We start from the raw sequence: 22,788 nt of genomic DNA on the forward strand, positions 1-22,788 counted from the left end.
GCGCAGCCAATCCATGCGAAGTGTGACCTGCCATTCAGTGGGCTGGGTGGGAGGTGACGGCACCGTCCTGGTCGTGCCATGCGCTACTTCCTCGCAGCCTCACAGGGAACCGTTCTTGTAGGTGGTCTGGGTGTCCCCCTTGGCGCCCCGCTCGAAACGGTCGAAGGCTCGTAGATAGATCAGCGACTTGGCGTATGCCAGCCAGGAGAAGCCGAAGATGATGGCTAGGACCCGCAGGAAGGGCACATAGTAGACGAGGAAGGCGAAGGCCACGTCGATGGCCAAAAGGCAGATGGCATAGAGGGGGATCCCCATGGGAACCCCTACGGATAACTTGAAGAACCCCCAGACCGTATTGGTGTAGCGGGACTGCAGGGGGTAGAAGAACTCGTATGAGAAGATTAGAAGGACGGTTCCGATGATCAGGATAATGAGGGCGGGATAGATCATCGCCCCCTTCATGCTCAGCCAGAAGGTCAGGGAGTAAATGACGATGCCCCCCAGCGCCGCGTGGGTGATGAAGGCGATGATGGACTGTTTGAACTCCCGGACGAAGCGTTGCAGGTACTGTCGGCAGAGGGGGATGTCCTCGTGGTCGTCATAGGCGAAGACCGTGCCGTAGAGGGCGCTGCGGGCGGGACCTATCGTGATCAGGGGTATGCAGGTGACGACGAAGAGCAGATTCAGGGCAGTGAATCTGAGAAGGGTGTTCACGAACTGCCAGAAAGGGCTTTCGAGGTTGAAGCGCATGATCCGCCTTTCTCTTTTGACTTTACCTGCCGGTGCGTCGGCAGGGGCTGCGGCGTGTGGGCAGAAGGGTTGGCGAGGCCATCCTCTTGTTCTGTCTGCCGCCTCGTCGGCTGCAGGACCATCTGCCGGACGGGCCTGACTGGATTCATGGGCGGGAGCGGCCCTGCCTCACGTGGTGACATGCCTTGTAGAGCACCGTGGCTTGACAGCTAAGTTAAATCGGTGTACTAATCTATTTACAAACATATAAATAAGCCTACTACGATCTATACGGCGCATGGCTGGCAACGCAAAGAAGCGGGCTTATGGGAAAAGACAGGAGGGCAGGATGTCAACTGGCGACATTCCGTTGAACGCTACCCGGCGGAGTAGGTCTAAACGCCAAGGGGGCATAAGCGGCAAGAAGAAACACAGCATCAACCTCTTCCTTTTGACCGTCCCCTTTCTGATACTGGTCATCCTCTTCAGTTACTATCCTCTGCTCGGCTGGGTGTATGCCTTCTATGACTATCAGCCGCCCATTCCCCTGTCGGAGAGCGAATTCGTCGGCTTCCAGTGGTTCAAGATGATCGTCCAGAACCCGGCACAGCTGCACACGGTCGGCCAGGTCCTGATCAACACCTTCGTGATGAGCGGACTGGGCATTCTGACCTCATTCTTTCCGCTGTTCTTCGCCATCGGCCTCAATGAGATTCGCAACAAACACTTCAAGAACGTCATCCAGACCCTGACTACCCTGCCCAACTTCATCAGCTGGGTCCTGGTCTACGCCGTGGCATTCGCCATGTTCTCCTCCACCGGCATGGTCAATGAGCTCCTGCAGAACATCCACCTGATTTCACAGCCCATCCACTTCCTGGATTCCGACAGCGGGACCTACATCAAGATGCTCCTGTGGAGCCTGTGGAAGGGGCTGGGCTGGGGGTCCATACTCTATCTGGCGGGCATCGCAGGCATTGATCCGGAGCTTTACGAGGCCGCCCAAGTGGACGGCGCCAACCGGTTCCAGCAGATCATCCACGTCACGGTCCCGCAGCTCATGCCCACCTACCTGGTCATGCTGATGCTGAGCGTCTCCAACTTCCTGAACAATGGGATGGACCAGTACTTCGTCTTCCAGAACGCCTTCAACCTCAAGCACATCCAGGTGCTTGACCTCTACGTCTACAACGTGGGCATGGGCCAGAACAGCCTCTCTCTCGCTACTGCCATATCCATGCTGAAATCCCTGGTCAGCGTGGTCCTCCTGTTCCTGGTCAATTGGGCCTCGAAGCGGACCCGTGGCGAGTCAATTATCTGAGCGTTAAGGGGAAAACAATCATGAGTGACAGCATGGCAATCGGATCGAAGGGTGTCTCTCCTCTCCTGCAGCGGACCAAGGGCGAGAAGGTGTTCAATGTCTTCAACATCGCCTTCTTCATCCTCTTCGCTTTCATCTGCGTCTACCCGTTCTATTACCTGATCATCAACAGCATCTCCGACAACACCCTGAGTGCCGCCGGCAAGATCACCGTCCTGCCCAAGGGGATCCACTGGAGCAACTATGTGGAGGTCTTCAAGCTGGAGGGCCTGGGCACGGCTGCCATGGTCTCCCTGGGACGTACCGTGATCGGTGCCACTCTGACCGTGCTGGCCAGTGCCTTCCTGGGCTTCCTCTTCACCCAGCAGGGCATGTGGCACCGCAAGTTCTGGTACCGCTTCATCATCGTGACCATGTACTTCAATGCCGGCCTGATTCCCATGTTCATTACGATGAAGAACCTGGGTCTGACCAACAACTTCTGGGTGTACATCCTGCCGGCCATCGTGCAGCCCTTCAACATCATCCTGGTGAAGACCTACATCGAATCCATCCCCTCCTCCCTCCAGGAGGCGGCCGAGGTGGACGGCGCCGGCACCCTGACCGTCTTCTTCAAGATCGTCCTGCCTATGTGCACGCCGATCCTGGCCACGGTGGCCATCTTCTCGGCCGTGGGCCAGTGGAATTCCTTCCAGGACACCCTGATCTACATGACTGATTCCAAGCTCTACTCCCTGCAGTACCTGCTCTATCAGTACATCAACCAAGCAAGCTCCCTGGCCAGCGCCGTCAAGGCCAGCGCTGGCGGGGCCTTGAACATGGCTGCTCTGGCCACCCAGCAGACCCCGTCGTCGATCAGGATGACCGTCTCGGTGATCGTGGTCCTGCCCATCCTCTTTATCTACCCGCTCTTCCAGCGTTACTTCGTCAAGGGCATGATGCTCGGCGCAGTCAAGGGCTGATCGAGAGGAGGCACAACCTCGCTGCTGTGTGGATCTGATCCCACGCGGCGGCCAAGAAGCGTTCATGTCGATTCATCAAGGAGGACAAATCGATGAGAGATGCGAGGTCGGCAGTGGCCCCGCCGGTCCGAAGAAGACCACGGAGCCGTCGGCGGGCAGAGGCCTAGAGGCCGGGAGCATGGACCGAGGAGGGCCCTGCAGGCCATTGAGACAATCGTATGAGCAACAAGGATGTAAGCGGAAGTCAGAACACTCCCGATGACCTGCGGTCCGCCGACTTGCCAAAGGCGACAGGGCGGGCCCAGGAGCCGGACAGTGTCTGGAAAGGGGAAACAATGCAAGCCAAGAAGCTGACGGCGGTGGCTGCTGCTGTCATAACCGTGTCCATGGCCTTGGCGGGCTGTGGCGGGGGGGACAACTCAGCCAACGAAAAGGACGATGGGTCACTTATGCAAGTGGATGTCTTCGATGGCCTGGCCAACTACCAGGGCATCCAGAAGGGCTGGTTCGCCAAGATGGTCAAGGACAAGTTCAACCTCAAGTTGAACATTGTGGCTCCCAATGTTGCGGGCGGGGGCAGCACCCTCTTCGATACCCGTTCGGCAGCCGGGAACCTGGGCGACATCATCATCACCGGCTCCGGCTCCGGCCAGGCGGCCAAGTTGGTCAAGGCCCATCTGATTGACGACATGACGCCGTACCTGAAGAATGCCAAGAACATCAAGAAGTACAAGTCCGCCACTGATGCCTTCAACAAAACGGCTGGACAGACCAGCGGGGTCTGGGGGCTGCCCGGGTCGGTCACTTCCCTGCCGCCTACGGAGCCCTCCGAGGGGCTGGAGCCCACCTTCGGCCCTTATGTGCGGTGGGACATCTACAAGGAAGTCGGATATCCCAGGATCGCCAACCTGGATGATCTGGTCACGGTCCTCAAGCAGATGCAGGACAAGGCCCGAGCCGAGACCGGCGACAAGAGCATCTACGCCATGTCCCTCTTCAAGGACTGGGACGGCAACATGATGAACAACGCCAAGCAGCCCACCTGCTACTACGGTTACGACGAGATGGGCTTCGTCCTGGCCAAGGCCGACGGCTCCGACTACCAGTCGGTCACCAAGAAGGGCGGAATGTACGAGAAGGCCCTCCAGTTCTTCAACAAGGCATCACAGGCCGGCCTGGTCGACCCCGAGTCGACCACCCAGAATTACGACACCATGTATGCCAAGTACCAGCAGGGCAAGATCCTCTTTTCCTTCTGGCCTTGGCTAGGGCAGGCAGCCTACAACACCACGGACAACAAGGCCCAGGGCAAGGGCTTCATGATCGCCCCCCTGGAGGACATGAAGATCTTCTCCTACGGCGCCACGCCCGACGGGGGGAGCACCTTCATCGCCCTGGGTTCCAAGGCCAAGAACAAGCAACGCCTGGTCAACTTCATCGACTGGCTCTATTCGTCTGAGGGAGTCTACGCCTCTGGTGCCCAGACCGGCGGGTCCGCTGGTCCAAAGAATCTGAACTGGACGGTCAAGGACGGCAAGCCCGAGCTGACCGATTTCGGCGAGAAGGTCCTCTTTGGCAACGGTGCCAACGTGCCGGCCGATTGGGGCGGCGGCACCTACAAGGACGGGGTCTCGGCCTTGAACTACCCGACTGTGATCGTCCAGGACAAGGATCCCTCCACGGGCTACCCCTACAACGCCAGCATGTGGCCCTCGCAGCTGGTCAAAAACACAGACCCTCTGAGCACCGACTGGTCCGCCCACATGGGCGGGGCCAAGACCACCATGGAATATCTGAAGAAGAGCAACAAGATCTTGGTGGCCCCCGGTTCCAGCTACGTGACCCCGGACGAGTCCTCCCAGATCAAGACCCTTCGTGGCCAGGTGAAGACCGAGATCGTCAACGCCTCCTGGAAAGCCTCCTTCGCCAAGGATGACAACGAGTTCAATGCCATCCTCGATGAGATGCGCTCCAAAGTTGACGGGATGAGCTTCAAGCAGGTTCTCGATGTGGACATGAAGGACGCCAAGGACCAGAACACGGCCCGGGTGAACATCAAGAAGCAGTTCGAAGACAAGAAGTGAACCGGAAGATGGGCGTCCGGCCTCCGTCGGGATTCCCCGGGGACCCCGACCTCACGTGAAGATTTGTCCACTCCGGACAGCCCGTGCCGGGCGACCGCACGGGCCGACCGGGGAGTCTGAAAACCAGACTATGGCAGAGAAAGGTAACAAGGAAACCATGAAGAAGAGCAAACTCGCAATGGTGACGGCAGCGGTGCTGTCAGCCTCGCTGGCCCTGGCCGGCTGTGGCGGCGGAGGAGGCAACTCCGCCAACGAGAAGGACGACGGCTCCCTGATGAAGGTGGATGTCTATGACGACTTGGCCAACTACCAGGGCATCCAGAAAGGCTGGTTCGCCAAGATGGTCAAGGACAAGTTCAACATTCAGTTGAACATGATTTCGCCCAATGTGGCCGGTGGCGGCAGCACCCTCTTCGACACCCGTTCAGCAGCTGGCAACCTGGGCGATCTGGTCATCACCGGGGCCGGCAACGGCCGGCTGACCAAGTTGATCAAGGCCCATCTGATTGACGACATGACGCCGTACCTGAAGAATGCCAAGAACATCAAGAAGTACAAGACCGCCACCGATGCCCTCAACAAGCTGTCGGGCCAAAGCAGCGGGGTCTGGGGGGTGCCGCAGAGTGTCTCCACCAAGAGCCCGACCGACCCCTCCGAGGGCAACGAGCCCGTCTTCGGCCCTTACATCCGCTGGGACTACTACCGTGAGATCGGCTATCCCAAGTTCAACAACCTGGATGACTTCCTGCAGGTCCTCAAGCAGATGCAGGACAAGGCCCGGGCCGAGACCGGCGACAAGAACGTCTACGCCTTCTCCCTCTTCAAGGACTGGGACGGCAACATGATGAACAACGCTAAGCAGCCCACGACCTACTTCGGTTACGACGAGATGGGCTTCGTCCTGGCCAAGGCCGACGGCTCCGACTACCAGTCGGTCACCAAGAAGGGCGGAATGTACGAGAAGGCCCTCCAGTTCTTCAACAAGGCCAACCAGATGGGCCTGGTCGACCCCGAGTCCTCCACCCAGAACTACGACACCATGTCGGCCAAGTACCAGCAGGGCAAGATTCTCTTCTCCTTCTGGAGCTATCTGGGGCCCGCCGCTTACAACACCACGGAAAACAAGGCGCAGGGCAAGGGCTATATGCTGGCCCCCATGGGTGACATGAAGATCTTCTCCTACGGAGCCACCCCCAATGGCGGAGCCGCCATCATCGCTGTCGGGTCTAAGGCCAAGAACAAGCAACGCCTGGTTAACTTCATCGACTGGCTCTACTCCAAGGAGGGCGTTTACGCCATGGCCGGCAGCGTCAAGGGCATGAACTTCGACATCAAGGACGGCAAGCCCGAGCTGACCGACTTCGGCAAGAAGCTCCAGAGCGACAAGTCCTCCAAGGTCTCCGCCCAGTTCGGCGGCGGCTCTTACTCCGACGGCGTATCCGCCCTGAACTTCACCACCGAGCTGGCCACTGACATCGATCCCGACACTAAGGAGCCCTACGACTCCAGCATGTGGAAGTCCACCATTGACCAGTTCAGCAACTCCGCCCTGGACAAGGATTGGTCCGAGCACATGGACGGGGCCAAGACCTCCATGCAGTACCTGGAGAAAGCGAACAAGCTCATGATCGCCCCCGGCTCCAGCTTCATTCAGCCCGATGAGTCCTCCCAGATCTCCACCCTGCGTGGTCAGGTGAAGACCGAAATCGTCAACACCTCCTGGAAAGCAGTCTTCGCCAAGGATGACAACGAGTTCAACAGTCTGATGGACGGGATGCGTTCCAAGGTCGACGGACTGGGCTTCAAGCAGGTCCTGGATGTAGACATGAAGAACGCCAAGGACCAGAACACGGCCCGCATCAACATCAAGAAGCAGTTCGCTAACCGCGAGGCGTCGGAAGGCAACTGATTCTGCGCCGAACGGTAAGGCGGGGGGGAGCCATGGTGCCCCCCCCCCCCCCGCCGTCAGACATGTACCGGTGGGGAGCGTTAGCCGGGTGGGCGGCCAATCGAACCACCCTCCATCGCGCTCCCCCTTGCCATGCCGGTGGCGCAGTGGATGGGTTTCCCGGTCGCCGGTTATGAATGCGGCCTCGGTCCCGATCAGGGGCCCTGCCGTGAATGACACAAAAAGACAGAGAAGGAAAATGAGGTGCAAGAGCTGCATGCTCCCATTTGAAAAGAATTCAAGGATCGTCTTCTGCGGGGACTCAGTCACTGATGTCAACCGTGATTACAAGGCCGTTCCCGCCGGCTGGGGCTCCTTCGGCGATGGCTATGTCAACTTGGTTCACGCCCTTCTTACCGCCGTCTACCCCGACCGGGAACTCATGATCATGAACGAGGGAGTCAGCGGGGACGACATCAAGCTGATGGCAGCCCGGTGGGACAGGGATGTGCTCGATAGGAAGCCCGACTACGTCTCCGTCATGATAGGGATCAATGACGTCTGGCGTCATTTCGACGGTCCCTTCCGCCAGGCGGACCTGGTCTCTCTGGATGAATTCGAACACACTTACGAGGATCTGATGGGCAGGACCGAGCCCCGTGTCAAGGGCCTGATTGTCATGAGCCCTTTCATGATGGAGCCCAACAGGGATGACCCGATGAGGGCCATGGTCGACCGCTATGCCGATGTAGCCAGGCAGATGGCGGACCGGCATGGGGCTACCTATGTGGATGTCCAGGCTGCCATGGATCACTTCCTCAAGAAACAGAGCAGCTACATACTCAGTATGGACCGTTGCCACCCCGGAATTGAGGGGCATATGCTGGTGGCCAGGTCCTGGCTCCAAGCCGTCGGCTTCGACTGGGGAAGGACCACATTCGATGACGAAAAGTGAACAGGAGTTCCGTCCCTTGCGTGAGGAGGTGGCCGGGGCTGGTGACCTTTCGCGGGTGGATGCCGAGATCAGCCGTGGCGCCTTCAAGGCCGATTGGGCCTCCCTCTGCGCCATGGAGCCCCCTACCTGGTTCACCGATGCCAAGTTCGGCATCTTCACCCACTGGGGCCTGTACAGCGTGCCCGCCTACCATAACGAGTGGTACTCGCGCAACATGTACATCAAGGGGTATCCGGAGTTCGACCACCACGTGAAGACCTACGGACCCCAGAAGGAGTTCGGCTACAAGGACTTCATCCCCATGTTCAAGGCGGAGCGTTTCGACCCAGATCAGTGGCTGGACCTCTTCCGCCGTGCCGGAGCCCGCTACTATATGCCCGTGGCCGAGCACCACGACGGATTTCAGATGTACCGCAGCGAACTGTCGGAATGGAACGCCTTCGACAAGGGGCCCCACCGCGACCTGATCGGCGAGCTGCGACGGGCCACCCTCGGACAGGGCCTTCACTTCGCCCTGTCCGACCACCGGGCTGAGCACTGGTGGTTCATGGGCCACGGACAGGAGTTCGACAGCGACGTGCAACAGCCCATGAAGAGGGGCGACTTCTACTGGCCCGCCATGCCCGAGCCTGACAATCAGGACCTCTTTGGCAAGCCCTATCCCGCCAAGGAGTATCTGGATGACTGGCTCCTGCGGGTCTGCGAGGTGATCGACGCCTACCGGCCCGAACTCCTCTACTTCGACTGGTGGGTCCAGCATGAGGCGTTCAAGCCCTATTTGCAGCGCCTGGCTGCTTACTACTACGACCGGTCCGTCGAGTGGGGGGTTCCGGCCGCCATCTGTTACAAGATGGACGGTATGGCCTGGGGTTCGGGCATCGTGGACGTGGAACGCGGCGGCTTCGCCAACCCCACCCCCTTCGTCTGGCAGACGGACACTGCCATCGCCCGCAACTCCTGGTGCCATACGACCACCTTGGACCACAAGTCGGTGGCTGAGATCCTGGCCGCCCTCCTCGACGCGGTCAGCAAGAACGGCAATCTCATGCTCAACGTGGGCCCTTGCGCCGACGGGTCCATCGACCCCGAGGAGGAGGAGATGCTGGAATCCATCGGTCGTTGGATGGATGTGAACGGGGAAGGAATCTATGGATCCCGCCCCTGGCGGGTCGCTCAGGAGGGCCCCACCCACCCGGCAGCGGGGTCCTTCGCGGACCAGACCGAGGCCGTCTTCACCCCCGAGGATTTCCGGTTCACCTCGGTATCAGGTGCTATCTACGCATACCAGCTCAAGCCGTCCACAGATGGACGGGCCCTGATTAAGGCCTTCGCTCCACGGGGCAAGGAAGGGTCGGTCTTTCAGGGGATCGTCCGCCAGGTCAGCCAGTTGGGTGCAGGACCGGTCAGTTACGAGCTGACGGACCGTGGGCTGAAGGTTCAGGGTCTCGAGAACCTCACCGGCACCACGGCCACCGGCCTGCCCTTGGGCATTCGGATTGACGTGGAGTGAGATTCGGACCCTGCAGGATTGCTGTCACCGGCTCTAGGGCATAGTGACCGACAACAACAAGGAAAGATAGGAGAACATGAAGTTCCTCAACGGAGAATGGCTTGTGCGCGACGGTTTCGACGTCAAATATGCGGCCAACATCTACAGCGCGGACATTGAAGAGAAGAGGCTGACCCTCTACGCCCCCTTCCAGGTGATCAGGAACCCCGGCATGACCTTGGACGGAGGACTGCTTACCATCGAGGTCACCTCCCCCCGTCCCGACATCATCACCACCCGGATCATCAACTACAGGCAGGACCACAGCCATGACCCCCGGTTCACACTTAACCGGACCGATCCCCCAGTGAGGATTGAGGAGGATGAGAAGGGATGGACCTTCACCAGTGGCAGGCTGGTCCTGAAGATCGCCAAGGGCGATGCCATTGACTTCGAGTACGAGTATGAGGGCCGTCCGCTGACCAGGTCGGCTTGGAGAGGCAAGGCCTTGGTGGCCGATGACAATGGCAGGCCACACGTGGTCGAGTCCCTCGACCTGGGCGTGGGGGAGAAGATCTACGGCCTGGGCGAGCGCTTCACCAACTTCGTGAAGAACGGGCAGACGGTCACCATCTGGAATCAAGATGGCGGTACAGGCACGGCCCAGGCCTACAAGAACGTCCCCTTCTATATGAGCAATCGAGGGTATGGGGTCTTCGTGGATTCCACTGACAAGGTGGAGTTCGAGATCGGTTCTGACGAGGTCTCCAAGGTCCAGTTCTCCGTCCCCGGCCAGGAGCTGACATACTCAGTGATCGGCGGCCGGGACCTCAAAGGGGTGCTCAGCACCTACACCGATCTGACCGGCAAGCCCCCTCTGGTCCCCGACTGGAGCTTCGGCTTGTGGCTGTCGACCTCCTTCACCACCGACTATGACGAGAGGACCGTCAACGAGTTCGTCGACGGCATGGCGGCACGGGACATCCCCCTGTCGGTCTTCCACTTCGACTGCCGTTGGATGGACGACCTGGAATGGTGCAACTTCGAGTGGAAGCATTCCGCCTTCCCGGACCCGGAAGGGATGCTGGCCCGCCTCCACCAGAAAGGCCTTAAGGTCTGTGCCTGGATCAACCCCTACATCGCCCAGAAGTCCAAGCTCTTCAAGGAGGGGGCCGAGAAGGGGTACTTCATCAGGCGCACCGACGGCCAGGTCTGGCAGTGGGACAAGTGGCAGGCCGGCATGGCCATCGTCGACTTCACCAACCCCGAGGCAACGGCCTGGTACCAGGGCAAGCTCAGACACCTGCTGGACCAGGGCGTGGATTGCTTCAAGACCGACTTCGGAGAACGCATCCCCACCGAGGGCGTGGTCTATGACGACGGTTCCGACCCGGTCAAGATGCACAACTACTACACCCTCCTGTACAACAAGGCCGTCTATGACCTCCTGGTTGAGGTGAAGGGGGCTGACCAGGCCATCCTCTTCGCCCGTTCGGCGACGGTGGGCGGCCAGCGCTACCCGGTCCACTGGGGCGGGGACTGCACCTCCAACTACCCCTCCATGGCCGAAAGCCTGAGGGCCGGCCTCTCCTTCGGCATGAGCGGATTCGGTTACTGGAGTCACGACATAGCCGGCTTCGAGGACCAGCCCACCCCAGATATCTACAAGCGCTGGACCCAGTTCGGCCTTCTCTCCTCGCATTCCCGCTACCATGGGTCCACCGCCTACAAGGTCCCCTGGCTTTACGGGGATGAGGCCGTCGAGGTCACCCGCGAGTTCGCCAAGCTCAAGCAGCGTCTTGTGCCCTATCTGATCAAGATGTCGCATGAGACCCATGAGACGGGCCTGCCCATGATGAGGGCCATGGTTCTGGAGTTCCCCAGCGACCCGACCTGCGAGGACATCGACACCCAGTACATGTTGGGTGACGACATCCTGGTGGCCCCGATCTTCAACGAGAAGGGGACCGCCCGTTTCTACGTGCCTGATGAGGGCACGGGCCGACCCTGGGCCAACATGCTGACCGGGAAGGCCTATGAGCCCGGACGCTGGTACCAGGAGACCTACGACTACCACACCCTGCCGGTCCTTGTCAGGCCTGGCGCCGATCCCCTTCACATGTGAGCTGGTCTCTGCTGCCATGTTGTTGGCGCTTCTTGTGCCCGGTGTGGCCCTGCCCGGACCGGCGGGTCAGGATAGGGTCTGGATTGCATGAATGAAAAACGCGAATGGATGCATGTGCTCGTAGGCTTCCCTCCGATTGGAGACCCCGCCGTCAGGTGGTGCATCCCTCATCGGGTAGCCTTATCGACAGAAAGAAGTGGATGTCCATGACGACCGCCGTAGAATTCGTCAGACAGTTGGGCCTGGGCTGGAACCTGGGCAATACCTTTGATGCTTTCCCTCTCCAAGGGGAACATGAGGAGGCCATGAAGGAGGGTCGGACCTGGACCCCGGAGGATCAGGAGAGACTCTGGTGCAACCAGCCCTTCACCCCTGGGTGCGCCCGTCTGGTCAAACAGGCCGGGTTCGACACCATCCGCATCCCGGTTACCTGGGTGGAGTGGATTGACGGGGAGGGACACGTGGACTCCATCTGGATGAACGCGGTCCGCCGGGCCGTCGACTGGAGTCTGGGCGCCGGACTCAAGGTGATAGTCAACGTCCATCACGATGGCGGTGAGGGCGATCTCCCTTGGATCCGCAAGGCGGACAAGGACCCGGATGGGGTCTGCAGACGGTTCGCTGGCCTCTGGCGTGAGATCGCCGACACGTTCAAGGATTACGGGCAGGACCTCATTCTGGAGGGTGGCAACGAGATCGGCTTCGATGACATGGACCGGGACCAGGCCTATGTCCTCTTGGAAAGGCTCAACCAGATCTTCGTCGACACGGTCAGGGCCAGCGGATCGCACAATGCCGACCGCTTCCTGCTGATTCCTGGTTACAACACCGACACGGCCATGACCTGCGACTCCCGTTACCGCCTGCCCAAGGACAGTACAGCGGACCGGCTGATTGTCTCCATCCACTATTACTCCCCGGCCGATTTCGCCCTGGCCACACACGACACCACCTGGTGCAAACCCAGGCAGGAGTGGGGCAGTGAGGCGGACATCAAGGCGGTGGAGGCCGATTTTGCTACCCAGCGTCGCCGCTTTATCGATGCCGGCATCCCCGTGATCATCGGAGAGTACGGTCTGCTGACCGAGGCCGTGGATGGGAAGGACCACGCTAGCAACCTCAAGTGGGTATCGACCGTTCTGGGCTGCTGCAGGGGGAACGGATCCTGCCCGGTCCTCTGGGATACATCCACCAAGGAGATGTGTTTCCTGGATCGGACCACCGGCAGCTTCTTCGACCCCGACATGGCATCCCTCTTCGCCCAGGCCAGAGCGGACCGCCAGTAGGGATGTGCCGCGATGACCCTGTTCAACTGCACACCCGCCCGCCGGATCGCCTCAGGATTCCACCCGGATCCGACCATCTGCCGTGCCCCCTCGGGCCGCTACTTCCTGGTCAACAGCTCCTTTGAGTATTTCCCAGGCCTTCCCATACACGAAAGTGGCGACGGGAAGCATTGGGTCCTGATAGGGAACGCCATAGACCGACCCTCCCAGTTCCCCTGCGAGGGCATGGGCAACAGCGGGGGCATCTATGCTCCCACCCTGCGCTGGCATGACGGCCTATTCTACCTGACCGCCACCAACGTCAACAAGGGAACCATGATCATGACCACGCCGGATCCCCACCAGGGATGGTCCGATCCTCTGTGGGTCAAGGGGTGGCCCGGTATCGACCCCACCCTCCTCTTCGATGACGATGGAACCGTCTACATCTGCGGCAATGAAAGCGACCAGATTGACCAGGAGGGCAAGAGGGAGGTCCCCGGTATCTACCTGTCCCGTCTGGATGTGGGCACGGGGACCGTCCTGTCGAAGAGGGAGAGGATCTGCGCAGGGACCACCGGGGCAAATCCTGAGGGGCCCCACATGTACAAAAGGGATGGGGTCTACTATCTGATGTGGGCGGAGGGTGGCACCGAGGCTGGCCACATGGAGAACATGGCCCGTTCCGCCTCGCCCACAGGCCCCTACGAGATGTGTCCTGGCAACCCCCTGATTACCAACCGGAGCACCCACCTGACCCTTCAGGCGATCGGCCACTGCGACTGCGCGGGGTTCGATGAAGACCGTACCCTGATGGTCTTCCACGGAACCCGGAATAACCATGAGTATCCCGCCCAGGGGTGGCTGGGCAGGGAGTCTTATGCGGTCCGGTTCGCTTGGAAGGATGGATGGCCCACCTTGGCCGACCAGTCCTACGATGTCTCCCTCCTGGGCGAGGGGGAGGCCCTTGAGAACCAGATTGACTGGATCACACCCTCCCTGGACAGGGCCGGTCGTTTTAGCGTGACCGGTTCGAGTGACCCAACGGAGGCCCGCATACTCGTGGATGCCGCCGGCCATGACTTCCGGCTGGACGACGGGGCGCCCATAATCGGGACCCGGCAGACCGACTTCCGCTGCACCTTCGAGGCCGCTCTCCCCGACCCGGCCCAGTTGAATTATGGCCAGGCCGGATTGGCCGTCTACGCCAATGCCGGCCATTACATGGATCTGGCGGTGGAACCTGCGCGGAATGGTCTGGTGCATGTCCAGGTTCAGGTACACAACGCTGGCCTGGTCAGCCTGGTGGGGTCCGCGGACCTGCCTGCCGGGTCGCCCATAGGTCTCCAGATCAGGGGGGACGAGATGGGCTACGCCTTTCGGGCTTCAGGCCTGGACGGGGATCACGATCTGGGTCATGCCCCGGGCAAGGTCCTCAGCTTCGCCAACGCCGGCGGGTTCACCGGAATCCTTCTGGGGGTCTATGCCCACGGATCCGGACGGGTCACCTTCGATCCGGTGGCCTATCGGGTCTGAGCAATCTGTACATTCGCAAAAACGACAAGAGCAGTCGCCCGCTATGGGGTCACTTGGTGCCCGTCGGACGACCTGAAGGAGATTGATCATGAAACCCACATTCAGCAGCTTCCTGTTCGGGGGCGATTGGAATCCGGAACAGTGGCCGGAGGACACCTGGGAGCAGGACATCGAAAAACTCGAGGACGCCCACATCAACGAGGCCACCATCAACGTCTTCTCCTGGGCCCTTCTGCAACCTTCGGAAGACAGATATGACTTCTCCATGCTGGATAAGATTGTGGCCCTTCTGGTCAAGCACCGGTTCAACATCGTCATGGCTACGGGGACGGCGGCCCTGCCTGCCTGGATGGTCAGGACCCACCCAGAGGTGATCCGGACCGACCAGGAGGGCAGGCATCGCGTTTTCGGGGGGCGGCATAACTTCTGCCCCACCAGTGAATACTTCCGACAGGCATCCGGGGCTCTGGCAGGCCATCTGGCCGAGCGTTACTCCGACACCCCGGGCCTGGTGGCCTGGCATGTGGGCAACGAGTACGGCGGTGGCGGCGGCCTGTGTTACTGCGAGGGCTGTGCCTGGGCCTTCCGTGTCTGGCTGAAGGAGAAGTACGGCACGGTCCAGGCCCTCAACCAGGCCTGGTGCGCCAACTTCTGGAGCCACACCATCTACGACTGGGATGACGTGGTTCCACCTGTGGCCTACGGGGATGGGATCGGTGAGAATAAGTGCGTGATCTCCGGGTTGCAGATGGATTACCGCCGCTTCCAGGAGCAAGCACAGCTGGCCTGTTTCGCCAATGAGCGCGACGCCATCCGTCGCCACGACGGTTCCACGCCGATCACCACCAACCTGATGGGGACCTTCAAGGACCTGGACTACTTCGAATGGGCCCAGCAGATGGACTTGGTCAGCTGGGACAACTATCCGGGCATGGACACCCCGCCCAGCTTCACCGCAATGTCCCACGACCTTATGCGTGGAGTGGGCGGCGGCCGTCCCTTTATGCTGATGGAGCAGACGCCCAACCAACAGGGCTGGTTCCCCTTCTGCAAGGTCAAGCGGCCCGGCGAGGTCCGCAATCTCAGTTGGCAGGCCGTGGCTCATGGGGCCGACACGGTGCAGTTCTTCCAGATGAAACAGTCCTTGGGCGGCTGTGAGCGCTCCCATGGGGCCGTCATAGACCACAGCGGCAGTGAGGAATCCCGAGTCTTCAAGGAGACCGCTGCCCTGGGGGCCGAACTGGATCGGGTGGGGGCCCGTCTCATGGGCACCCAGGTGGTGGCCAAGGTGGCCGTCATGTTCGACTGGCAGAGCTACTGGTCCCTGGAAGGTTGCGTGGGCCCCACGACAGGCTTCTCCTACCCCCAGGAGGTCCACCGCTTCTACCGCCCCCTCTACCGCCGCAATCTGGCCGTGGACTTCATCCCCAGCACGGCCCCGGTCGAGACCTTGAAGAAGTATGACCTGGTCCTGGCCCCGGCCCTGATCTCCCTATTGCCCGGTGTGGCAGACCACCTGGAGTCCTATGTGTCCGACGGTGGCACCTTCGTCACCGGTTATATGGCCGGTATCCACGACGAACACGACCTGGTGGTTCCGGGCGGGTATCCGGGTGCCCTGAGGGGACTGACCGGGGTCTGGGTCGAGGAGATCGACGCCCTGGCGCCTGACGAAACCATACCGGTGGAGGGTCTGGCATCTGCCGACGGCCAGCCTGCCGGTCAGATCGTGGCCAGCCTGATCCGTTGCGAGGGAGCCAAGCCTCTTGCCTCCTACGGGGGCGGCGACTTCTACGCCGGCAGCCCCGCCCTGACGGTGAACGGTTTCGGCAGGGGGAAGGCCTACTTTGTTGGCACCCCCCTGGACGAGGCTGGCATGGAGGCCTTCACGAACCCCATCGTTGACAGCCTGGGGCTCCCTGCGGTCGACACACCCAGGGACGTCAGCCTTTCCATCCGCCAATCGGATGACGGGACCCGGTATGCCATCGTGATCAACTCGTCCTACTCGCCAATCACTGCTGACCTTCCTCTCCTGAGGGGCGGTGAGGATCTCCTAACCGGCGGCCGTGTGTCCGGTCCGCTGGATCTGCCTGCCTATGGGGTGGCTCTGGTCGCACTGGCCTGACAGGCCGACGGTGAACCTGAGTATCCGGGTCTTGTTATGGCTGGCGTCAAGGAGTTCTGAACTACGATAGGGTTTCGGGTGTCAAGGGGAGTTAGGCGGCCGGTCCCTTCCCCCTGAAGGTCCGCTTGATCCAGGCGGCCGCGAGACGAGGCCAGATCTGCACGCAGGGTTCGATTCCGTTGGTCCCCTGCCAGGCGGTTTCTTCAGTCCCCAAGCCCAGACCGTGGCCTCCGTGTGGGAAGAGGTGGGCTTCCACGCTCACCCCAGCCTGCTTGCAGGCTTCCACCAGCATAAGGGTGTTCTCCGGAGGGACCAGGCCATCCTCCATGGTGTGCCAGACGAATACGGGTGGGGTCTTGCCGTCTATGTGTCTCTCGATGGAGACCGCCTCCAGGGCTGTCGGGTCCTCCTTCTTGTCGCCCAGGAGGTGGTCGATGCTCCCTCGGTGGGCGAGGGGGCCGGAGGTGATGACCGGATAGCCCAGCATGAGGCCGTCGGGGCGGACGGCGTCGGGGTCATAGCCGTGGGTTTGGAGGTCCTGGTCTCCGGCGGTCGTGGCCAGGTTGGCCGCCAGGTGGCCACCGGCTGAGAAGCCCATGATACTGATGGCCCTGGGGTCCACGTGCCACTGGTCGGCGTGCTCACGGATGCGCTTCACGGCTTCAGCCGCTTCGACCAGGGCTGTCGGGTACACGGAGGGCCAGCAGGAATAGCGCAGAATGAAAGCATTGCAGCCCGCCGCCAGGAACTGCGCTGCGATGGGTTCGGCCTCCCTGTCCGAGGTCATCTCATAGCCGCCTCCGGGAATGACCAGGACCGATGGGCGGACCCGGTCTGGCACTACTTCCTCGCTGTTGTCTAGGCTGTAGCCGACGAACTTAGCCCGGCTGCCGTCGATCCCCTCAATCTCCTGCTCGAAATACTGCATCTGCGCTCATCCTCCTTGATGCGTAGGGCCCTCAGGCCGCGACTCATTGTAAATCACCAGGTGGCTCGGCGGCCCCTCAGAAGGTCACGGTCAGGTCCACCGGATTCTCTCCGGTCTGGGGCGGCACCATCCCGTCGCCAAGTTCGCGGCCGTCCAGGCTGACCGAGCGTTTTCCGGTCCGCTTCATGGAAATCCGGTAGGTGACCCCTCTCCAGCTCCTGCTGACGGTCAGTTCGTTGAATTCGGCGGGCAGGTGGGGCTCGATGACCAGTCCGTCCAAGGTGGGTCTGACCCCCAGCAGGTACTGGGAGATGTCCACGAAGGACCAGGCGGCCGTGCCTGTCAGCCAGGAGTTCTTTCCTTCGCCGGGGGTGGGGGACTCAGGACCGGCCACCATCTGACAGTAGACGTAGGGCTCCACCTTGCGGATGTCAGACTTCTCCTCCAGGTAGGCCGGGCAGGTACGCCTGTAGACCGCAAAGGCCTCCTCGTCATCGTCTACCATGGCGTTGGCTATGGAGATCCAGGGGTTGACGTGGCAGAAGATGCCGCCATTCTCCTTGTAACCCTTGGGGTAGGAGGAGATTTCGCCCAGTTCGATCCGATATGTGGAATAGGCGGGGGCCAGGATAGCCGTACCCCAGGAGGAGGTCAGCCTCTCCTTGACCGAGGTCAGAGCCTCTCGGGCCTTGCCGTCACCGAGACCGATACCGGCCAGCACACACATCCCCTGGGGTTCGATGTAGATCTGCCCCTCGCTGTCGGTGTGGGAGCCGACAGGACGGGAGTAAGCGTCGTAGGCCCTGAGGAACCACCTGCCGTCCCAGCCGGCCCCCTCTATGGCATGGGTCATCTTCTCGATGGCCTGGCGGACCGAGTCGGTCTCCTGGGCTACAGCTTCCCTGCTCATCCCGCAATCCGTTCCGTAATGGTCCAGGATGTCGGCGTAGCGGCCGGCGTAGAGGACGAACATGCCTCCGATCAGGACCGACTCAGCCACACCTGTATCATTGTTTTCGACGGTCTGGAAACTCTCTCCCGGCGTATCGGAGAAGCAGTTGAGGTCAAGGCAGTCGTTCCAGTCGGCCCGTCCGATCAAGGGGAGGCCATGTGGGCCCAGGTGGTTCATCGTGAACCCGACTGACCGGCGCAGGTGCTCCAGGAGGGGCCTCTGGGTCCCTTCCACATTGTTGAAGGGGACGGGCTCCCCCAGGATGGAGGAATCTCCGGTCTCGGCCAGGTAGGCGTAGGTACCGGCCACCAGCCAGAGGGGGTCGTCATTGAAGCCACCGCCAATGTCGGCGTTCCCCCTTTTGGTCAGGGGCTGGTACTGGTGCCAGGCCGACCCATCCTTCAGCTGGGTTGAGGCGATGTCGATGATGCGCTGACGGGCGCGGCCGGGGATCAGGTGGACGAAGCCCAGGAGATCCTGGTTGGAGTCGCGGAAGCCCATCCCCCTCCCGGTGCCCGACTCGAAATAGGAGGCCGAGCGCGAAAGGTTGAAGGTGACCATGCACTGGTACTGATGCCAGATGTTGACCATCCGGTCCAGGCGGGGGTCGCCGCTGTCTAGGGTGAACCGACCCAGAAGGTCGGTCCAGTAAGCCTTGAGGTCGGCGAAGGCCTGGTCGACCTGGTCGTCACGCTTGAAGCGGTCGAAGAGGGCGTGTGCGGGTTTCTTGTTGATGATTCCCACCTTGGTGGGGTCATCGGGGTCCTCCCACTTGTCTTCCTTGGGCAATTGGACATAGCCCAGGAGGAATACCAAGCTCTCCTCCTGACCGGGGTCCAGGGACAGTCTGACCCTGTTGGCGGCAATGGGGGACCAGCCGTGGGCCACAGAGTTGCGGGCTCTGCCCTCGGTGATGGCCTGGGGGGTATCCCAGCCATTGAACCGGCCCAGGAATTCGTCCCGGCTGGTGTCGAACCCGCAGGTGGGCCGGTTGACCCCGAAGAAGGCGTAATGGTTCCGGCGTTCCTTGTATTCGGTCTTGTGGTAGAGGAGGGTGGACTCCGATCCCTGCTCGATCTCCACTTCGCCCGTGGACAGGTTGCGTTGGAAGTTGCTGGAGTCGTCCTCGGCGTTCCATAGACACCACTCCATGCAGCCGGTCACCTCCAAGAGGATGGGGGAGTCGGTGGTGTTTCTGATTTTCAGACGGTTGATTTCGGCATCGGCATCCATAGGGACGAAGGCGGTCATGACCGTGTCGATCCCCTTGTAGGAGGATTCGAAGATGGTGTATCCGGTCCCCTGGCGGCAGCTGTACCGGTCCAGGGGGGTCCTGAAGGGCAGGAAGGTGGGCGACCAGGTGGCCAGGGGAGCGGATTGCTGGTTGTCTCGATCCATGATGCTCAGGTAGTAGTTGCGGCTGCCGTTGTCGGCAGGTACCCCGTTGTAGCGGTAACGGGTTATCCTCTGGAGCTTGGCGTCCTTATAGAAGGAATAACCGCCGCCTGTGTTGGAGATGAGGGAGAAGAAGTCCTGGTTGCCCAGATAGTTGATCCAAGGCAGCGGGGTGGCGGGTGTGTCGATGACGTACTCCCTGGCTGCGTCGTCAAAATGACCGTATTGCATGTTCTCCCTATCCTCGATGCAACCCTGACCCAGTCCCGTAGGGTTGGGGCCGGGTGGCAGGCCGCAGGCGGCCCTTCCGGATTGTTTCGGGGCGTCGCAACCCCCTGAAAGCAACAGTGCCCGAGCGGAACAGCTGCCGGAATCGTAACCCACTCCGGGAAGGACCGCCAAGGCTGGCGACCCATATTTGTATTATCGTTTGACTAATATGATAGCATTCATTGATAAACCTATAGACAAGCGTGTGCGGATTTCCTACAATAGTAAAAATCGCGCGGCGCCCAACAGGCCGGAACCCCCCAAGGTTCGGCATGTCGGCGCCGTCTGCAGTCATGATGGGAACCCGCGGGGGCGGGCGGCGACTCAAGGACAGGGTCCCACCGCCTGCAAGGTGCCTGAGTAAAGGGGGGATCATGACCGGAGTAGAGGATTGGAACCAGTACCGGGCTGGTAGGAGGGTCAACGGATCCGGTCCGACGGTCGGGTCCACCTTTTCGGAAAACCCCCGTGCTCGTCAGGTCTTTACCGGCAAGGGTTTTACCCGACGCAAGCGGATGACCGCCGATGAGCGCAGGGACCAGATTGTCAAGGCGGCCGTCAAGGTGATTGCCGCCAAGGGCTTTTGGGGGATGTCCCTGCAGGATGTGGCCGATCAGGTGGGCATCACCGAGGCCGCTCTCTACCATTACATCGACTCCAAGAACGACCTGTTCAGCATGGTCATGGAGCAGGCCTATGACTCCCCTGAGGCCGACGAGTTCATCTACAAGACCTGTACAGGAACGGATGCGGACGGACACAGCCTCCTCTTCTTCCCGCGATTCTGCGCCAACAACGTCATTTTCAATGCCCGCAGGCCGGAGATGGTCAAGCTTTTCTCCATCCTGAACGGGGAGGCCCTGAGCCCTTCGCACCCGGCTCACCGCTATTTCGTCGGCCGCCACCAGAAGTTCTGGCGGACCATCAAATCACTGAACTGGTGCCTGCCCAGAGGGTACGACCTGGACCGCTTCCATCACATGTGGATGCTGTGCATGTCGGCCATGGATGGTCTGCAATACCGCTGGCTGGCGGACGGGTCAGCCGACTTGGTGGCCGAGTGGCTCGCCTTCTCCGACGAGCTTTTTCCTCAGGAGAAATGGCATGGGTTCATGGACCCCAGTGACATCGACCCGGATTCCGAAGCCTGCCTGGCTGCCTACGGCCTTATCACGGGTGGGGAGCAAGCGGTTCAGGACCTGCGACTTCGTCCAGGCAGCCCCTGCGATGAGGTGGCGGACAGCAAATGACCATAAGCAGAAAAGCGCCGTGGATATGAAAGAAACAAATGAGAGGATTGGCATGGGCCAAGAGAGCAAGTTCATCTTCCCGTCCGATTTCATCTGGGGAACGGCCACGGCCGCCTTCCAGGTGGAAGGGGCGGCACACGAGGACGGCAGGACGGACTCCATCTGGGACACATATTGTGCCCGGCCGGGCACAGTCGTCGACGGGTCCAACGGTGATGTGGCCTGCGATCAGTATCACCGCTACCCGGAGGACATAGCCCTGATGAAGGAGATGGGTGTCGGCGCCTACCGCATGTCCATATCCTGGTCCCGCATTTTTCCCACGGCCGACGGTCCGGTGAACCAGGCCGGGCTGGACCACTACCTGAAGGTCCTCGATATGTTGCGCGACAATGGAATCAGGCCCTTCATCACCCTATATCATTGGGACCTTCCCCAGTATCTACAGGATGCAGGTGGCTGGCCCAGCAGGGCTACGGCCCTCCGTTTCGGCGACTATGCATCCGCCTTGGCCGCCTCCTTCGGCGACCGGGTGGACACCTGGACCACCTTGAATGAGCCCTGGTGCACGGCCTATCTGGGTTATGGAAACGGGGCCCATGCCCCCGGGATCAAGGACTACGACCAGGCCCTGGCCGCCGTCCACCATCTGAACCTGGCCCATGGACTGGCCTGCCAGGCCATCAGGGCCCAGGTCGGGCAGGATGCACGACTCTCGGTCACCCTCAACCTTCAGGTGACCCGGGCGGCCTCGGACAGCCCGGAGGACCTCGCCGCCAAGGAGAGGGCCGACCTCTTCGCCAACGAGGTCTTCCTGGCCCCAATGCTGGAAGATGCCTATCCGGAAGGCGCCAGTCAGGCGGCAAAGGGAGACACCGACTGGCGCTTCGTGCAGGACGGTGACTTGGGAATCATCCATCAGCCCCTTGACGTTCTAGGACTGAACTACTACGCCACAACCTATGTGAAGGCCAGGAGGGCTGATGACGAATCCGCCGGTGCCTCGGTCGGTCCCGAGGGCAAGCTGGTCGATCGCCATGCCAACGCCATGCCGGCCCAGGAGGGCGTAGAGGGGCAGGCCCCGCAGGGAGAGCTGACGGGGATGGGCTGGAACCAGGAACCCCAGGGTCTGACCGATGTGCTGGTCGAGCTGGGCCGACGTTTCCCCGATATAGAACTCATGGTGACCGAGAACGGCTCCGCTTGGGATGACCAGGTCAGTCAGGATCCGGACGCGCCCGGCGGGAGGATCGTTCACGATCCCAAGCGGGTGGCCTATCTGGAAGAGCATGTCATGGCCGTGGCCAAGGCCATTCAGGCCGGGGCCCGGGTGGCCGGCTACTTCGCCTGGTCCCTGCTGGACAACTTCGAGTGGGCCCTGGGCTACACCAAGCGCTTCGGGCTGATCAGGGTCAACTATGATACCCAGGAGCGGCTCTGGAAGGATTCCGGTCTGCGGTACTCGCAGATCGTCCGCGATCGAGCAGTCTGAGCACTAGGGCGTGCAAACG

The 22,788-nt window shown here is 61.0% G+C and carries 15 protein-coding genes; 12 read left to right on the top strand and 3 right to left on the bottom strand.

Going from position 1 to position 22,788, the window contains the following annotated elements; all coding sequences use genetic code 11:
- Positions 1-99 precede the first annotated feature (99 nt).
- The gene (locus tag J3T95_RS07060; RefSeq protein ID WP_267450922.1) at positions 100-750 is read right to left on the bottom strand and encodes a YesL family protein; all 651 of its coding nucleotides are present in this window, start codon (positions 748-750) and stop codon (positions 100-102) included.
- Between the two features lie 328 nt (positions 751-1,078).
- Here J3T95_RS07060 and J3T95_RS07065 point away from each other — a divergent pair, with 328 nt between their 5' ends.
- From J3T95_RS07065 to J3T95_RS07110, 10 genes are all read left to right on the top strand, one after another.
- A complete protein-coding gene (locus J3T95_RS07065; RefSeq protein ID WP_258561519.1) occupies positions 1,079-2,050 on the top strand; it encodes an ABC transporter permease in 972 nt (323 codons plus the stop codon).
- A 20-nt stretch (positions 2,051-2,070) separates the two neighbouring features.
- Entirely contained in the window at positions 2,071-3,012 is a 942-nt protein-coding gene (locus J3T95_RS07070) for a carbohydrate ABC transporter permease (RefSeq protein ID WP_258561520.1), read from the top strand.
- A 335-nt stretch (positions 3,013-3,347) separates the two neighbouring features.
- On the top strand, positions 3,348-5,096 hold the full coding sequence (locus tag J3T95_RS07075; protein WP_267450923.1) for an ABC transporter substrate-binding protein: 1,749 nt from the start codon (positions 3,348-3,350) through the stop codon (positions 5,094-5,096).
- A 157-nt stretch (positions 5,097-5,253) separates the two neighbouring features.
- Positions 5,254-7,005: an ABC transporter substrate-binding protein gene (locus J3T95_RS07080; protein WP_267450924.1), complete on the top strand. Its 1,752-nt coding sequence runs from the start codon at positions 5,254-5,256 to the stop codon at positions 7,003-7,005.
- Positions 7,006-7,261: 256 nt separating this feature from the next.
- Positions 7,262-7,939: an SGNH/GDSL hydrolase family protein gene (locus J3T95_RS07085; RefSeq protein ID WP_267450925.1), complete on the top strand. Its 678-nt coding sequence runs from the start codon at positions 7,262-7,264 to the stop codon at positions 7,937-7,939.
- A complete protein-coding gene (locus tag J3T95_RS07090; RefSeq protein ID WP_267450926.1) occupies positions 7,926-9,449 on the top strand; it encodes an alpha-L-fucosidase in 1,524 nt (507 codons plus the stop codon). Before J3T95_RS07085 ends, J3T95_RS07090 begins: the two co-directional genes overlap by 14 nt.
- Before the next feature lie 76 nt (positions 9,450-9,525).
- On the top strand, positions 9,526-11,553 hold the full coding sequence (yicI, locus tag J3T95_RS07095; RefSeq protein WP_267450927.1) for an alpha-xylosidase: 2,028 nt from the start codon (positions 9,526-9,528) through the stop codon (positions 11,551-11,553).
- Positions 11,554-11,753: 200 nt separating this feature from the next.
- The gene (locus J3T95_RS07100) at positions 11,754-12,839 is read left to right on the top strand and encodes a glycoside hydrolase family 5 protein (protein WP_258561522.1); all 1,086 of its coding nucleotides are present in this window, start codon (positions 11,754-11,756) and stop codon (positions 12,837-12,839) included.
- A gap of 12 nt (positions 12,840-12,851) precedes the next feature.
- Positions 12,852-14,354 carry a glycoside hydrolase family 43 protein gene (locus J3T95_RS07105; RefSeq protein ID WP_267450928.1) on the top strand — a complete coding sequence of 501 codons (1,503 nt, stop codon included), beginning with the start codon at positions 12,852-12,854 and terminating at the stop codon, positions 14,352-14,354.
- A gap of 88 nt (positions 14,355-14,442) precedes the next feature.
- Positions 14,443-16,482 carry a beta-galactosidase gene (locus J3T95_RS07110; protein ID WP_267450929.1) on the top strand — a complete coding sequence of 680 codons (2,040 nt, stop codon included), beginning with the start codon at positions 14,443-14,445 and terminating at the stop codon, positions 16,480-16,482.
- A 91-nt stretch (positions 16,483-16,573) separates the two neighbouring features.
- On the opposite strand, the gene J3T95_RS07115 is transcribed toward J3T95_RS07110, so the two are convergent.
- Both J3T95_RS07115 and J3T95_RS07120 read right to left on the bottom strand, forming a co-directional pair.
- Positions 16,574-17,410 (bottom strand): alpha/beta hydrolase, encoded by an 837-nt coding sequence (locus tag J3T95_RS07115; RefSeq protein ID WP_267450930.1) that lies wholly within the window; start codon positions 17,408-17,410, stop codon positions 16,574-16,576.
- A gap of 76 nt (positions 17,411-17,486) precedes the next feature.
- A complete protein-coding gene (locus J3T95_RS07120) occupies positions 17,487-19,988 on the bottom strand; it encodes a GH36-type glycosyl hydrolase domain-containing protein (protein WP_267450931.1) in 2,502 nt (833 codons plus the stop codon).
- Between the two features lie 413 nt (positions 19,989-20,401).
- Between J3T95_RS07120 and J3T95_RS07125 the strand changes: the two genes are divergently transcribed.
- Positions 20,402-21,277: a TetR/AcrR family transcriptional regulator gene (locus tag J3T95_RS07125; RefSeq protein ID WP_267450932.1), complete on the top strand. Its 876-nt coding sequence runs from the start codon at positions 20,402-20,404 to the stop codon at positions 21,275-21,277.
- 25 nt (positions 21,278-21,302) lie between these two features.
- A complete protein-coding gene (locus J3T95_RS07130) occupies positions 21,303-22,769 on the top strand; it encodes a glycoside hydrolase family 1 protein (protein ID WP_267450933.1) in 1,467 nt (488 codons plus the stop codon).
- The last annotated feature ends 19 nt before the right edge of the window (positions 22,770-22,788 follow it).

The organism is Bifidobacterium sp. B4079, assembly GCF_026537385.1.
GTDB classification, from domain to species: Bacteria; Actinomycetota; Actinomycetes; order Actinomycetales; family Bifidobacteriaceae; genus Bombiscardovia; species Bombiscardovia asteroides_I.

Excerpts from the sequence above, each read along its gene's own strand:
- J3T95_RS07060 (WP_267450922.1), bottom strand. The coding sequence starts at position 750 with ATGCGCTTCAACCTCGAAAGCCCTTTCTGGCAGTTCGTGAACACCCTT.
- J3T95_RS07065 (WP_258561519.1), top strand. The coding sequence starts at position 1,079 with ATGTCAACTGGCGACATTCCGTTGAACGCTACCCGGCGGAGTAGGTCT.
- J3T95_RS07070 (WP_258561520.1), top strand. The coding sequence starts at position 2,071 with ATGAGTGACAGCATGGCAATCGGATCGAAGGGTGTCTCTCCTCTCCTG.
- J3T95_RS07075 (WP_267450923.1), top strand. The coding sequence starts at position 3,348 with ATGCAAGCCAAGAAGCTGACGGCGGTGGCTGCTGCTGTCATAACCGTG.
- J3T95_RS07080 (WP_267450924.1), top strand. The coding sequence starts at position 5,254 with ATGAAGAAGAGCAAACTCGCAATGGTGACGGCAGCGGTGCTGTCAGCC.
- J3T95_RS07085 (WP_267450925.1), top strand. The coding sequence starts at position 7,262 with ATGCTCCCATTTGAAAAGAATTCAAGGATCGTCTTCTGCGGGGACTCA.
- J3T95_RS07090 (WP_267450926.1), top strand. The coding sequence starts at position 7,926 with ATGACGAAAAGTGAACAGGAGTTCCGTCCCTTGCGTGAGGAGGTGGCC.
- yicI (WP_267450927.1), top strand. The coding sequence starts at position 9,526 with ATGAAGTTCCTCAACGGAGAATGGCTTGTGCGCGACGGTTTCGACGTC.
- J3T95_RS07100 (WP_258561522.1), top strand. The coding sequence starts at position 11,754 with ATGTCCATGACGACCGCCGTAGAATTCGTCAGACAGTTGGGCCTGGGC.
- J3T95_RS07105 (WP_267450928.1), top strand. The coding sequence starts at position 12,852 with ATGACCCTGTTCAACTGCACACCCGCCCGCCGGATCGCCTCAGGATTC.
- J3T95_RS07110 (WP_267450929.1), top strand. The coding sequence starts at position 14,443 with ATGAAACCCACATTCAGCAGCTTCCTGTTCGGGGGCGATTGGAATCCG.
- J3T95_RS07115 (WP_267450930.1), bottom strand. The coding sequence starts at position 17,410 with ATGCAGTATTTCGAGCAGGAGATTGAGGGGATCGACGGCAGCCGGGCT.
- J3T95_RS07120 (WP_267450931.1), bottom strand. The coding sequence starts at position 19,988 with ATGCAATACGGTCATTTTGACGACGCAGCCAGGGAGTACGTCATCGAC.
- J3T95_RS07125 (WP_267450932.1), top strand. The coding sequence starts at position 20,402 with ATGACCGGAGTAGAGGATTGGAACCAGTACCGGGCTGGTAGGAGGGTC.
- J3T95_RS07130 (WP_267450933.1), top strand. The coding sequence starts at position 21,303 with ATGAAAGAAACAAATGAGAGGATTGGCATGGGCCAAGAGAGCAAGTTC.